This window comes from Pseudomonas sp. GW823-FHT05G12 (assembly GCF_058795575.1).
In genome coordinates, this window is the sequence record NZ_CM179501.1 from 5,155,322 (window position 1) to 5,168,603 (window position 13,282).

Sequence of the window (13,282 nt, forward strand, 5' to 3'; positions counted from 1 at the left end):
CGGGTTTACCCGCGAAGCGCCGCGCGGGCGGCGCTCGGTCTCATAGGCGGTGAATGTCTCAAGCCGGACGCGGGCGGCGCTCGGTCTCACAGGCGATGGATGTCTCGAGCCGGACGCGCGCGGCGCTCGATCTCACAGACGCCAGAGAAACAAAGGCGGGCCCTCTCCACAGCCATTGCTATCTCAAGGCAGACCCTTGGCAGCCCCACCCCACTCTCAAACCGCCCTACCCTGCTTCCTGGCAACCCTGGGAAGAGCCCGCGCAACAGCAGGTATCCGCAATACCATCAACACAGCCCCAATAAACGCATAGATGGCCCATTCCCGAAGGTCCGAGCGCACGATCCAAAGGAAATGCAACAAGCCCAACCCAAGCACCGCATACACCAACCTGTGCAGCTTCTTCCACCGCGCCCCAAGCCGCCGTTGGCTGTACCGGTTCGAGGTGACCGCCAGCACCAGCAAACCCAGGAACCCCAGCGCCCCCACGATAATGTAGGGCCGCTTGCGCAGCTCCACCGCCAACTGCCCCCAATCCAGCCCAAGAATAAAGAACAGGTAACAGAGGATGTGCAGCACTATATAAGCGAACACCCACAACCCCAGCTGCCGGCGAACCACGATCCAGCCAGACCAGCCCGTCAGCTTCTGCAGTGGGGTCATGCTCAAGGTCACCAACAAGAAGGTAAGCGCCCCAAGCCCAAGGCGATCCATCATGATCTTCCCGGGATCAGGCCCCAGCAGGTTCATCGCCGCTTCATATAGCCACCACACCGGGAACAGGCAGCCTACGATGAAGATGGCCAAGCGAAACCAGGGGTAACGCATCAGTAGTTCTTCCGCAGATCGAGCCCTGTATACAGCGACGCCACTTCATCGGCATAGCCATTGAACATCTGTGTCTCCCGCACGTTGGGGCTGAACAACCCGCTGGGCAAACGACGTTCGCGCGCCTGGCTCCAGCGCGGGTGGTCGACTGTCGGGTTCACATTGGCATAGAAACCATATTCATCCGGCGCCAGCCCTTCCCAGGTAGTACCCGGCTGCTCCGCTACCAGGCTGATGCGCACAATCGACTTGATGCTCTTGAAGCCATACTTCCAAGGCACCACCAAACGCAACGGCGCACCGTTCTGGTTGGGCAGTTCCCGGCCGTACATACCCACCGCGAGAATTGCCAACGGGTGCATCGCCTCATCCAGACGCAACCCTTCTCTATAAGGCCAGTCGATCAAGGCGAAGCCAGAACGCTGCCCAGGCATATGCTGCGGATCCTTCAGCGTTTCGAAACGCACATAACGCGCACTGGAAGTCGGCTCGACCTGCTTGAGCACCTGAGCCAAAGGGAACCCCAGCCACGGAATGACCATCGACCACGCCTCTACGCAGCGCAGCCGATAGATCCGCTCCTCAAGCTGATAGGGTTTGACGAAGTCCTCCAGTGCATAGCGTCCGGGCTTGCCCACCTCACCATCCACCACAATGGACCACGGTTCGGTCTTCAGGCTGCCGCCATTGGCCGCCGGGTCGCCCTTGTCGGGCCCGAACTCGTAGAAGTTGTTGTAGTGAGTGGCATCCTTGAACGGCGTGATCGCCTCGTCCTTCACCGTCACCGCCTGCCAGCGCGTGGCCGCGAGCTTGTCAGTGAACCAGGCCGGCGCGGCCCCAGCCTGCACATCGGCATAACGCGACATTTGCGCTGCACCCACCCCGCCCGGCAATGCGCCTAGCGCCAAGCCAGCCAATGAGCCACCCAGCAGGGTACGACGGGAAAGGTAAATGCCTTCGGGGGTGATCTCCGACGCCTTGCACTCGGAAGACCTGGGAAGCTTGATAAGCATGAACGGCTCCATAGCACTGAGTAACGGATGTACCAGTAAGACTATGGAGCCGTGAGGTTATTCCAGCGTTAAGTGATTTTCACGCTTTGCGACGGCGCGCCTTCAGCAGGAACTGGATCGGCCCCGATGCTGCATAGGCGAGGAAGATCAACAGAAGGATACGCGGTGGGTCGCTGAACACGACGGCAAATACCAGCACCACCGCCAGGATCGCCACAAACGGCACGCGCCCCTTGAGGTCCAGCTCCTTGAAACTGTTGTACTTGATGTTGCTGACCATCAGCATGCCAGCAGCAGCCACCAGCAGCGCGACCAGGAACGACAGCTTGGAGCCCTGGATGCCATAGTCACTGAACGCCCATACGGTGCCCGCCACCACACCTGCGGCAGCCGGGCTGGCCAGGCCGATGAAGTAGCGCTTGTCGGCGGTACCGACCTGGGTATTGAAGCGCGCCAGGCGCAACGCGGCACCGGCCACATAGATGAAGGCAACCATCCAGCCGACCTTGCCCATGTCACCCAGCGCCCAGCCGAAGGCCAGCAAAGCCGGGGCCACGCCGAAGGCGACCATATCCGACAGCGAGTCATACTCGGCACCGAAGGCACTCTGGGTATTGGTCATGCGCGCAACGCGGCCGTCCAGGCCGTCGAGCACCATGGCCACGAAGATGGCGATAGCGGCAAAAGCGAAGTACTTGCTCGCCTCGCGCGGGTCGCCGGCACTCAGGGCGCTCTGTGCGCTCATCGAGCTGATGATGGAATAGAAACCGGCAAACAGGTTGGCGGTGGTAAACAGGTTGGGCAACAGGTAGATGCCGCGGTGGCGCACCTTGCGGCCTTCGGCGTCATGCCCTTCTTCAACGTGCTCATCGACAGGTAGCAGGCTTTCGGCGTCGGAGGGCTTGTTCGGCTCTTCGGGACGTTCGCTCATGGAGGGTACCTTGCAACAGGATGGAAAATGTTCGACACGGGCCCGCGAAACAGGTTCTGACAGCGAGCCACTGGTCTGCTTTATACCAGAAGCTGGATGCCAGAACGAAAAAACGCGGCCGAAGCCGCGTTTTTCATCTTTCGATAAGACTTAGTTCTTGGTCTTGTCGACGATTTTGTTAGCAGAGATCCACGGCATCATCGAGCGCAGCTGCTCGCCGATGATTTCGATGCCGTGAGCGGCGTTGTTGCGGCGCTTGGCGGTCATCGATGGGTAGTTGGTAGCACCTTCGGAGATGAACATCTTCGCGTACTCGCCGTCCTGGATGCGCTTCAGGGCATTGCGCATGGCCTTGCGGGATTCTTCGTTGATGACTTCCGGGCCAGTCACGTACTCACCGTACTCGGCGTTGTTGGAGATCGAGTAGTTCATGTTGGCGATGCCGCCTTCGTACATGAGGTCGACGATCAGCTTCAGCTCGTGCAGGCACTCGAAGTAGGCCATTTCCGGCGCGTAGCCAGCTTCGACCAGGGTTTCGAAACCGGCTTTGACCAGCTCGACGGTACCGCCACACAGAACAGCCTGCTCACCGAACAGGTCGGTTTCGGTTTCGTCCTTGAAGGTGGTTTCGATGATACCGGTACGGCCACCACCTACGCCCGAAGCGTAGGACAGTGCGACGTTCTTGGCGTTGCCGGAAGCGTCCTGGTAGATAGCGATCAGGTCAGGGATGCCGCCGCCTTTGACGAACTCGGAGCGAACGGTGTGGCCCGGGGCTTTCGGCGCGATCATGATCACGTCGAGGTCGGCACGCGGAACAACCTGGTTGTAGTGGATCGAGAAGCCGTGAGAGAAGGCCAGGGTAGCGCCCTTCTTGATGTTCGGCTCGATCTCGTTCTTGTACAGAGCGCCCTGGAACTCGTCCGGGGTCAGGATCATGACCAGGTCAGCCGCAGCGACAGCGGTAGCAACGTCGGCAACTTTCAGGCCGTGGGCTTCAGCCTTGGCAACGGTAGCCGAACCTTTACGCAGACCGACGGTAACGTCTACACCGGAGTCTTTCAGGTTGCACGCCTGAGCGTGGCCCTGGGAGCCGTAACCGATGATGGCGACTTTCTTACCCTGGATGATGGAAAGGTCGCAGTCTTTATCGTAGAAAACTTTCATGAAAATACCCCTGGTTATATCTCGGCCCCTGCGGAGCCATCGCTAATTTTTTGGATTTAGATGCTGAGCACTTTGTCGCCACGGGCAATGCCGGTAACGCCGCTGCGCACGGTTTCCAGAATCGATGCAGTGCCGATCGCCTGGATGAAGCTGTCCAGTTTGTCGCTGGTACCGCTCAGCTGCACGGTGTACACGCTGGCGGTCACGTCGACGATCTGGCCACGGAAGATATCCGTGGTGCGCTTGATCTCGGCACGCTGGGCACCGGTGGCCTTGACCTTGACCAGCATCAGTTCACGCTCGATGTGAGCGCTTTCCGACAGGTCGACAAGCTTGACCACTTCGACCAGCTTGTTCAGGTTCTTGGTGATCTGTTCGATCACTTCGTCATGGCCAACGGTGGTCAGCGTCAGACGCGACAGGGTCGGGTCTTCGGTTGGCGCTACAGTCAGGCTTTCAATGTTGTAGTTGCGCTGGGAGAACAGGCCGACCACGCGGGACAACGCACCTGGTTCGTTTTCCAGCAGCAGGGAAATGATGTGCCGCATATCAGGTACGCTCCGTCTTGCTCAGCCACATGTCACGCATCGAGCCATCCTTGATCTGCATCGGATAGACGTGCTCACTGCGGTCAACCGCGATGTCGATGAACACCAGACGGTCCTTCATCGCAAACGCTTCTTCCAGCTTCGGCTTGAGGTCCTTCAGGCTGGTGATGCGGATACCCACATGGCCATAGGCCTCGGCCAGCTTGATGAAGTCAGGCAGCGACTCGACGTACGAGTGCGAGTGACGACCGTTGTAGGCCATGTCCTGCCACTGGCGGACCATGCCCAACACACCGTTGTTCAGGTTGACGATCTTCACCGGCAGGCCGTATTGCATGCAGGTGGACAGCTCCTGGATGTTCATCTGGATGCTGCCTTCACCGGTCACACAGGCCACGTCCTGATCCGGGAAGTTGAGCTTGACGCCCATCGCCGCCGGGAAGCCGAAGCCCATGGTGCCCAGGCCACCGGAGTTGATCCAGCGGTTTGGCTTGTTGAAGCGGTAGTACTGCGCGGCAAACATCTGGTGCTGGCCCACGTCGGAAGTGACGAAGGCATCGCCATTGGTCACTTCGCACAGTGTCTCGATGACTTTTTGCGGTTTGATGACGTTGCCATCGCCCTTGTCGTAAGGGAACAACTCGCCATTGCCACGCCATTCGTCAATCTGCTTCCACCAGGCATCCAGCGCCGCCTTGTCAGGCTGCTCGCCGATTTCCTTGAGGATGCCGAGCATTTCGTTGAGCACGCTGTCGACCGGGCCGACGATTGGCACGTCGGCCTTGATCATCTTCGAGATCGACGCCGGGTCGATGTCGATGTGAATGATCTTGGCGTTCGGGCAGAACTTGGCCGGGCCGTTTACAACGCGGTCGTCGAAACGCGCACCGACGGCAAAGATGACATCGGCATGATGCATGGCCATGTTGGCGGTGTAGCTGCCATGCATGCCGAGCATGCCGAGGAACTGGCGGTCGGTACCCGGGAAGCCACCCAACCCCATCAGGGTATTGGTGACCGGCAGGTTCAGCGACTTGGCGATTTCAGTCAGGGCTTCGGAGCCACCGCCGAGGATCACACCGCCACCGGAGTAGACGACCGGACGCTTGGCCGCCAGAAGCATCTCGGCAGCCTTGCGGATCTGGCCGGAGTGACCGCGGACCGCCGGGCTGTAGGAGCGCAGCTTGACCTTTTTCGGGTAGACGTATTCGAACTTCTCAGCCGGGTTGGTCATGTCTTTTGGAATGTCGACCACGACTGGACCTGGACGACCGGATTGCGCCAGGTAGAAAGCTTTTTTCAGAACTTCAGGGATCTCGGTCGGATTCTTGATCATGAAGCTGTGCTTCACGATCGGCCGCGAGATACCGATCATGTCGGTTTCCTGGAAGGCATCGGTGCCCACCATGGTGCTAGGCACCTGGCCGGACAGGATGACCATCGGAATCGAGTCCATGTAGGCGGTGGCAATGCCGGTAATGGCATTGGTCGCGCCAGGACCGGAGGTTACCAGCACCACACCGGCCTTGCCGGTGGCGCGAGCGTAGCCGTCCGCCATATGGGTGGCCGCCTGCTCGTGACGAACCAGGATGTGTTCCACTTCCGGTTCTTTGAACAGTGCGTCGTAAACATGCAGGAGAGCACCACCAGGGTACCCGTAGATGTGCTTAACGCCTTCGTCACGCAAGAAGCGGACGACCATCTCAGCGCCAGATAAAAGCTCCACGTTGTTCACCTCTAAAACGCCAGAATACCGCCCTCACTGGACGGGTCTTAATAGGTTTACTGCCAAGCAGAGCATGAGCGAACGTCAGCACTGACTGAGCAAGTATTGGGAGATCCCCAGAGTGTTGCGGGGGTTTCCCACCCAGCGCGAGGTAACGCGTTGCGGGGTGTAACAGGTCGGCGCGGGTGTGCACCTCATGATCTGCTTAGCGGGTCTGCTTCTGGCAGTCCCTCTACAGCGGAAGTTGGATTCTTGTGATTCGGCGCCAACAAGTCAAGAAAAATTATTGCCAATTTTTCCTCAAGATGAATTCCTGCCACCACTAAAAATCGCTTCAGCAGCAGAATTAAGAAGATTTCCAAAAAAAAGGGCCACAATCTGCGGCCCTTGACGGAAAAACTGAAGAAATCAGGCGGAAGGAGCGATCAATTGATCAAAAGCTGCCAACAGGCGGCGTAGCTCACGACTTTGCTCCGGCCGGTCGGTAAACACGGTTTCGGCCATGACAAGGATGCTCGATGCATTGGGCAGCGGGTGGCCCAGCTCGATGATGATCTTCATGCGGGGCAGGAAGATCCATTGCAGCCACTGCTCAAAACTGAGGGTATCCACGGCGAACGGCACCGTACTGGCCAGTGCCTCGTCGCTTGGCGGCTCGTCATCCCACCAGCCTTGCACCTGCAGCTCGCGCTCGATCAAGAGCAGGTGGTCGGCAATATCCAGCACGCGTTGCTCGATCATCACGAATTGACCCGCGCCTTTTGCCGGGCCAGCGCAGCCCCAGCGCTGTCACCCTGCTTTTCACGGGCCTGGGCGATCGTGTTCCAAAGCTCTGCCTGCAGGCTTGGGCGGCCGTTGGCGTAAGTCAGGGCGCGGCGCGCCAACTGCTCGGCCTGCGCCGCATCACCTTGCGAAAGGCGCACCTGGGCCAGGCGATACAGCACCTGCGGCTCACGCGGAGCAATGCGCTGGGCACGTTCAAGGCTCGAAGCGGCGCCGTTGAAGTCGCCGCTGCCCTGCTGCGTCTGCGCAGTGGTCAACAGTGCCAGCACAGGACCGTCCAGCTGCTCGTCGGCCGACAGGCCACCGGCGGCGGCGCTGCGCGGAATACCGGTTGGCGCACTGGCGCTTTGCGGGGTGCTGTTCATCGCGGCAATGTCGAAGGGTTCATCGGCAATCGGGTTGGGATTGGTGGTCATCGGTGCCGAACTGACAGGCCCTGTACTGATCGGCCCAGGCGTGATCGGCGAGGTACTGATCGGCGCAGCGCCATTGGACGCCGGGAACGTCTGGATGCCCGATGCGCCTGCGCCCTGCGGGATCATCACGGTGACACCGGAATCCTCCAGCAGCGTCTGCGCCTGGGCGGTGCCGGCGTTATAGCCACCCGCCGAGCGGTTGGCCGTCACGCGTTCGCTGTTGGACACGCGGGTGCTCGAATCGACCACCGGAATATTGCCACGCGGGACGCTGGAGCACCCCTGGAGCACAGCCAACGCCGTCACGGCAGGAAACAGCCACTTGTTCACATCACACCTCATCAATGCAGCCTGTGCTTAATTCATCCAGCCTTTGACCCAGTCCATGACCGACTCAGCCGGATTTTCCTCGCCGCCACAGGTCGCGCCGGCGGGCGGTTCGCTCCCGCGAATATACGGCATCTGCACCGCTCCCGGACAGCTGGCATCAGACCCATGGCCACTGTAGGGGTCGATCCAGGCCTGCACCACGTTGTCCGGTTGCGGCATATCCAGCGGCAGCGGGTCGGCCTTCTTCATGAAGCTGGTCCACACCTGCAAGGCGCCGGTGGCGCCGGTAAACGGTGTCTTGCCGTTATCGTCACGCCCCATCCACACCACGGCCAGCAGATCCTGACTGAAGCCGGAGAACCAGCTGTCACGCGAGTCGTTACTGGTACCGGTCTTGCCCGCCAGGGTCAGCGAGCGTGGCAAGGTGTTGTACACCGAGCGCCCTGTACCTTCGCGCATTACGCGTTGCATGGCGTTCTGCACCAGGTAAATGGCACCTGGGTCGAAGGTTTGCTGGATCTGGAACGGGTAGCGCTTGAGCGGCTCGCCCTCGGCGGTGAGCACGCTGCGGATGCCGCGCATCGGCGTGTTGAAGCCGCCGTTGGCGATGGTCTGGTACATGGTTGCCACCTGCATCGGCGACATGCCACCTGCCCCCAGCAACATGGCCGGGAACGCAGGCCAGTCGACATTCACGCCCAAGCGACCAATGGTCTTGATCACGTTCGGCACACCCACTTCCAGGCCGAGCTTGGCGGTCGACAGGTTGTAGGAGTTGGCCAGCCCCTGGTACAGGTAGATCGTGCCATGCGGGCGGCGGTCATAGTTTTGCGGGCGCCAGACCTGGCCGTCAGCCCCTTTGACCGAAAATGGCTCGTCCTGCACCCAACTGGTCAGGGTGTACTTGCTCGGCTGCTCCAGCGCAGTCAGGTATACCGACGGCTTGACCAACGAGCCGATCGGCCGCACAGCATCGATGGCTCGGTTGAAGCCGGCGAAGCCTGCCTGGCGGCTACCGATCAGCGCCTGTACTTCACCGGTCTCAGGGTTGGTCACGACCATCGCCGCTTCCACATCGTCTGCCCCCTTGCGGCCCGCCAGGCGCTTGAAGGTCTCGCTCATCGAGGTTTCGGCCTTCATCTGCAGGATCGGGTCGAAGCTGGTAAAGATGCGCAGGCCTTCTTCGGTCAAGTCTTCGTCGCGGTAGTCCTGGCGCAACTGTCGCTTGACCAGGTCGAGGAAGGCTGGGAACGAGCTGTCGGCCAGGCTGCCACGCTTGGTCACGCCCAACGGCATTTTCTTCGCCGCATCGACTTCTGCCTGGCTGGCCACGCCCTGTTCGGCCACCAGGTCGAGCACCAGGTTGCGGCGAGCCAGGGCCCGCTCGGGATGACGCCGCGGGTTGTAGTAGGACGGGCCTTTGACCATGCCCACCAGCAGGGCGATCTGATGCAGTTTCAGCTCGGACAGCGGCTGGCTGAAGAAGAACTGGCTAGCCAGACCAAAGCCGTGCACCGCGCGCTGACCGTCCTGGCCGACGAACACCTCGTTGAGGTAGGCCTCAAGGATTTCGCGTTTGTCGTAGTGCAGTTCGAGCAGGACCGCCATCATCGCCTCGGTCAGCTTGCGGCTGAGGCTGCGCTCGCTGCTGAGGTAGAAGTTCTTCACCAACTGCTGGGTCAGGGTACTGCCACCCTGGCGCATCGAGCCGGACGACGTGTTGACCCACATGGCCCGGACGATGGACTTTGGCGACACGCCGAAGTGGCTGTAGAACTCGCGGTCCTCCGTTGCCACCAGGGTTTCGAGCAGATATTTGGGTACCTGATCAATCTTGATCAGGATGCGGTCTTCGAGATTTTTCGGATAGATGCCGCCGATCATCAGCGGCTCCAGCCGCACCACGTCAAGCGCCTTGCCGTTGGCACCGGAAAGGCCCGCAACGTAATCGCCAGAGAAGCGCACGCGGACGAACTGCGCCGGTTCCATGCCCTCGTAGAACTGGAAGCCACGGGTATTGAGGTCGACGGTATTGCCGTTGACGGACGCAGCGCCCGGGCCGTTGGCCGCGCTTTCGCGACGGTAGCCGAGCGCATCGAGCTCGGTGAGGAAGTCGTTCTTGCTCAACTTCTGGCCGGTGAACAGCTCCAGCGGTCGGGCATACACTTTGGCCGGGATGGTCCAGCGCTTGCCGGAGAACTTTTCCTGGACGACGGCATCGAGGTAAACCGCGAAGCCGGCAACGATCACCAGGCCAACCAGGCTGAGCTTCAAAGCCCAGCCCAGCCAGGCGCGGGAGCGGCCGGTCGGGCGTTTCTGAGGGGTGCGGGGATTTCGGGTTCGGGTCATGGCGGCGGATTATACGCACTTTATAAAGGCTGGGCAGACGGCCCGGCGGTAGGCAGGGACGGCACCATTGACCATAATGGCGCATTCGAATTCCCTTGCCCCGGAAGGATTTGCCGTGAGCCAAGCTCTTATTACTGCGTTGCAGAACCCTGCCCTGTACCCTCACTCCGTGGAGGGGTTTCAGCTCATCGAGACGCATATCTCCTGGGTCCTGCTCACTGGCGAATACGCCTACAAGATCAAGAAACCGATGAATTTCGGCTTCCTGGACTTCACCGGACTGGACCAGCGCCAGCATTTCTGTAACGAAGAATTGCGCCTGAACCAACGCCTGACCGAAGGCCTGTACCTGGAAGTGTTGCCGATCACCGGTAGCGTCGACGCACCGCAGATCGGTGGCGAAGGTGAAGCCATCGAGTATGTGCTGAAGATGCGCCAGTTCCCCCAGGGCCAGATGCTCAACACCCTGCAGGCCAATGGCGAACTGAACGCCACGCACATCGACCAGATGGCCCGGCAGATTGCCGAGTTTCACCTGCAGGCCCCACGTGTGCCGATGGAACACCCGCTGGGCACGCCAGACAGCGTGATGGCCCCGGTGGAGCAGAACTTCGAGCAGATTCGCCCATTCCTCAGCGACAAAGCCGATCTGCAGCAACTCGACGCCCTGCAGGCCTGGGCCCGCAGCAGCTTCGAGCGCCTGCATGGCCTGCTGGAAAAGCGCAAGGCCAAGGGCTTCATCCGTGAGTGCCACGGTGACATCCACCTGGGCAATGCCACCTTGATCGATGGCAAGGTGGTGATCTTCGATTGCATCGAGTTCAACGAGCCTTTCCGACTGACCGACGTCTACGCCGACACCGCCTTCCTGGCCATGGACCTGGAAGACCGCGGCCTGAAGTGCCTGGCCCGGCGCTTCATCAGCCAGTACCTGGAACTGACGGGGGACTACGAAGGCCTGGAACTGCTCAACTTCTACAAAGCCTATCGCGCGCTGGTGCGGGCCAAGGTCGCACTGTTCAGCATGCCGGCCGACGCTGATGGCGTGCAGCGTGCCACCACCCTGCGCACCTACCGCAACTACGCCAACCTGGCCGAAAGCTACAGCGCCATCCCGTCGCGCCTGCTGGCCATCACCCATGGTGTTTCGGCGGTGGGCAAAAGTCACGTGGCCATGCGCCTGGTCGAGGCCCTGGGTGCAGTGCGCGTGCGTTCGGACGTAGAGCGCAAGCGCCTGTTCGGCGAACAACAGCAGGCCGACGCCGGCCAGCTGAGTACCGGCATATACGACCAGGACGCCAGCGCAGCGACCTATCAGCGCCTGCACGAGGTAGCAGCGACGGTGCTGCGCGCCGGCTTCCCGGTGGTGCTGGACGCCACCTACCTCAAGCGTGAACAACGCCAGGCTGCGGCAGACGTTGCCAGCCAGACCGGCGTGCCGTTCCTCATCCTCGACTGCCACGCGCCAGAGGCGGTCATCGCCAGTTGGCTGGAGCAGCGCCAGGCCGAAAACAGCGACCCGTCGGATGCCACGCTGGAGGTGATCAAGGCCCAACAGGCCAGCCGTGAGGCGCTGGATGCGCAGGAGCTGGTGCACAGCACCCGCGTCGATACCCAGGCTGCCGGCAGCATGGATCAGGTGATCGAGCAGATTCGCCAGCGGTTGCCTGGCCTGTAAGTTCGTCACCTTCCTGTGCCTGCCCGCCAAGGGGCAGGCACAGGCCGCTCATCCCCCGATGGCAAAAAGCCGCATATTTCCCAACGCCCGCTACACTCCTCTCAGACCTGCTCGCGATTTATCCCCCCATTCCCGTTCAGCCATCGCAAGGAGGCTCGATGAACGATGAATTGCAGCATCTGAAGAACCTTGGCAAGACTTCTGCGCAGTGGCTGCATGCGGCCGGCATCCACAGTGCATCGGATTTGCGCCGCCTGGGCGCGGTGGGTGCGTACCAGGCCGTGAAGACACGAGGGTTCCGTGCATCGAAGGTGCTGTTGTATGCCATTGAAGGCGCCCTGCTGGACATGCACTGGAACGATTTGCCGCTCGAACGCAAGGAAGCACTCAACCAACAATTGGACGCGAAAAACCCTACGCAAAAAAAACCCAAATAATCGGGGTAAAGGGATTGACGGCTAAATGAGAATTGTTATGATTATCGCAACTGGTCGCGAGACTGGTTGGATAAGCTAAGAGCCCCTGGTTCGGACTCTCAGATTATCTCCTCATCAGGCTAATCACGGTTATTGACCCGGCAATTTGCCGGGTCTTTTTTTGCCTGTGCCTTTTCAGGATCAGCGCCGCAGCTGCGCACAATAATCCTGCTCCGGCATCGCTGCCGTGTACCACACATAATCAGCCTCGCCAGGCTCGATTCGCTCGCCCACCTCAGCCAGCAGCAATACCTTGCTCTCCCCCGATGCCCCCAGGTCAGCCAGATGCAAGGGTATGCCCAGGTCCTTGCGCACATGGTAAGCCCCGGCAAACAGCAGTGCCGGTTGCGGTGCCGCCTGCAAGCGCTCGGCCATGCGCCGGTCGCGCTGCTGCTGAACGGCCAGCATCGCCGGTAACTGGCTTTCCGGCAGCATCCCGCAATGCCCGGCGCGCACCTGCTCCAGCAAGGCAGCCTTTACCGCAGGTGCATTGGACTTTTCGCCCTGCACCGGAGCCGGCTGTCGATAGGCCTGACGCATCTCGGCAGGCGAAAGGTTGGCTGCCAGCAACGTCACCCGATGCTGCAAGGCTTCGGTGACAATCGGCCCGTACAACTGCCAATCCCAGCCCTCCTGCCAGGCCAGTGCCTTGGGCAAGTCTTCCGGCAAAGGCTGCCCCACCAGCTTGTCCACCCGCGATTGCTGGCTGGGCTGCAGCATCTCCAGCAACAGGCTGCCCTGAATGCGCTGGCCTTGAAGAGCGCGCAGCAGCCACAGTTGCAGCGCGTGATGGTCAGGGTTGTCATGCTTCTCGCCGACAAGCACTCGGGGCGCATCAGCCAGGCGCTGCACCAGCGTTTCAGGGCTTATGACCTGCTCATTGGACAGGTCGACAATCGTTCCCAGCTCGGCGTGCGTGCGACCTTCACTGCTCTGCCAGGCGGGCAACGGCGGCAGGCTGGCCTGACAGCCGCCTATCGCCAGTACCAGGCACAGCGAGAAACCGGACAGCATCGGGTGTCGCATCGGCAGTTACT

General features: G+C 60.8%; 12 protein-coding genes. 2 read left to right on the top strand and 10 right to left on the bottom strand.

Annotated features, from left to right (window positions below; genetic code table 11):
- Positions 1-216: 216 nt before the first annotated feature.
- The 9 genes from msrQ to mrcB form a co-directional block, all read right to left on the bottom strand.
- Positions 217-828 carry a protein-methionine-sulfoxide reductase heme-binding subunit MsrQ gene (msrQ, locus tag AC3RCM_RS23575; protein WP_064491452.1) on the bottom strand — a complete coding sequence of 204 codons (612 nt, stop codon included), beginning with the start codon at positions 826-828 and terminating at the stop codon, positions 217-219.
- The gene (gene msrP, locus AC3RCM_RS23580) at positions 828-1,841 is read right to left on the bottom strand and encodes a protein-methionine-sulfoxide reductase catalytic subunit MsrP (RefSeq protein WP_104887047.1); all 1,014 of its coding nucleotides are present in this window, start codon (positions 1,839-1,841) and stop codon (positions 828-830) included. Before msrP ends, msrQ begins: the two co-directional genes overlap by 1 nt.
- 79 nt (positions 1,842-1,920) lie before the next feature.
- Positions 1,921-2,772 carry a CDP-diacylglycerol--serine O-phosphatidyltransferase gene (pssA, locus tag AC3RCM_RS23585; protein ID WP_003250045.1) on the bottom strand — a complete coding sequence of 284 codons (852 nt, stop codon included), beginning with the start codon at positions 2,770-2,772 and terminating at the stop codon, positions 1,921-1,923.
- A gap of 150 nt (positions 2,773-2,922) precedes the next feature.
- Positions 2,923-3,939, bottom strand: coding sequence for a ketol-acid reductoisomerase (gene ilvC, locus AC3RCM_RS23590; RefSeq protein ID WP_003250043.1), 1,017 nt, complete (start codon positions 3,937-3,939; stop codon positions 2,923-2,925).
- 56 nt (positions 3,940-3,995) lie between these two features.
- Positions 3,996-4,487, bottom strand: a complete 492-nt coding sequence (ilvN, locus tag AC3RCM_RS23595) for an acetolactate synthase small subunit (RefSeq protein ID WP_003250040.1) — start codon at positions 4,485-4,487, stop codon at positions 3,996-3,998.
- A gap of 1 nt (position 4,488) precedes the next feature.
- Positions 4,489-6,213: an acetolactate synthase 3 large subunit gene (locus tag AC3RCM_RS23600; protein ID WP_064491454.1), complete on the bottom strand. Its 1,725-nt coding sequence runs from the start codon at positions 6,211-6,213 to the stop codon at positions 4,489-4,491.
- 408 nt (positions 6,214-6,621) lie between these two features.
- On the bottom strand, positions 6,622-6,954 hold the full coding sequence (locus AC3RCM_RS23605) for a YqcC family protein (protein ID WP_003250034.1): 333 nt from the start codon (positions 6,952-6,954) through the stop codon (positions 6,622-6,624).
- Positions 6,954-7,754 carry a tetratricopeptide repeat protein gene (locus AC3RCM_RS23610; protein WP_492629176.1) on the bottom strand — a complete coding sequence of 267 codons (801 nt, stop codon included), beginning with the start codon at positions 7,752-7,754 and terminating at the stop codon, positions 6,954-6,956. Before AC3RCM_RS23610 ends, AC3RCM_RS23605 begins: the two co-directional genes overlap by 1 nt.
- A 15-nt stretch (positions 7,755-7,769) precedes the next feature.
- Positions 7,770-10,091, bottom strand: coding sequence for a penicillin-binding protein 1B (gene mrcB / locus AC3RCM_RS23615; RefSeq protein WP_064491451.1), 2,322 nt, complete (start codon positions 10,089-10,091; stop codon positions 7,770-7,772).
- A 115-nt stretch (positions 10,092-10,206) separates the two neighbouring features.
- On the opposite strand from mrcB, the gene AC3RCM_RS23620 reads away from it, so the two are divergent.
- Together AC3RCM_RS23620 and AC3RCM_RS23625 are read left to right on the top strand one after the other, a co-directional pair.
- Positions 10,207-11,769 (top strand): bifunctional aminoglycoside phosphotransferase/ATP-binding protein, encoded by a 1,563-nt coding sequence (locus tag AC3RCM_RS23620; protein WP_198747994.1) that lies wholly within the window; start codon positions 10,207-10,209, stop codon positions 11,767-11,769.
- A gap of 158 nt (positions 11,770-11,927) precedes the next feature.
- The gene (locus AC3RCM_RS23625; protein WP_010955337.1) at positions 11,928-12,206 is read left to right on the top strand and encodes a TfoX/Sxy family protein; all 279 of its coding nucleotides are present in this window, start codon (positions 11,928-11,930) and stop codon (positions 12,204-12,206) included.
- Positions 12,207-12,386: 180 nt separating this feature from the next.
- Here AC3RCM_RS23625 and AC3RCM_RS23630 read toward each other — a convergent pair whose 3' ends face one another.
- Positions 12,387-13,271 (bottom strand): ChaN family lipoprotein, encoded by an 885-nt coding sequence (locus tag AC3RCM_RS23630; RefSeq protein WP_492629177.1) that lies wholly within the window; start codon positions 13,269-13,271, stop codon positions 12,387-12,389.
- Positions 13,272-13,282: the final 11 nt, after the last annotated feature.

What these genes read in the sequence shown, in the direction of transcription:
- msrQ (WP_064491452.1), bottom strand. Translation starts at nt 828, where the DNA reads ATGCGTTACCCCTGGTTTCGCTTGGCCATCTTCATCGTAGGCTGCCTG.
- msrP (WP_104887047.1), bottom strand. Translation starts at nt 1,841, where the DNA reads ATGCTTATCAAGCTTCCCAGGTCTTCCGAGTGCAAGGCGTCGGAGATC.
- pssA (WP_003250045.1), bottom strand. Translation starts at nt 2,772, where the DNA reads ATGAGCGAACGTCCCGAAGAGCCGAACAAGCCCTCCGACGCCGAAAGC.
- ilvC (WP_003250043.1), bottom strand. Translation starts at nt 3,939, where the DNA reads ATGAAAGTTTTCTACGATAAAGACTGCGACCTTTCCATCATCCAGGGT.
- ilvN (WP_003250040.1), bottom strand. Translation starts at nt 4,487, where the DNA reads ATGCGGCACATCATTTCCCTGCTGCTGGAAAACGAACCAGGTGCGTTG.
- AC3RCM_RS23605 (WP_003250034.1), bottom strand. Translation starts at nt 6,954, where the DNA reads ATGATCGAGCAACGCGTGCTGGATATTGCCGACCACCTGCTCTTGATC.
- AC3RCM_RS23610 (WP_492629176.1), bottom strand. Translation starts at nt 7,754, where the DNA reads ATGAGGTGTGATGTGAACAAGTGGCTGTTTCCTGCCGTGACGGCGTTG.
- mrcB (WP_064491451.1), bottom strand. Translation starts at nt 10,091, where the DNA reads ATGACCCGAACCCGAAATCCCCGCACCCCTCAGAAACGCCCGACCGGC.
- AC3RCM_RS23625 (WP_010955337.1), top strand. Translation starts at nt 11,928, where the DNA reads ATGAACGATGAATTGCAGCATCTGAAGAACCTTGGCAAGACTTCTGCG.
- AC3RCM_RS23630 (WP_492629177.1), bottom strand. Translation starts at nt 13,271, where the DNA reads ATGCGACACCCGATGCTGTCCGGTTTCTCGCTGTGCCTGGTACTGGCG.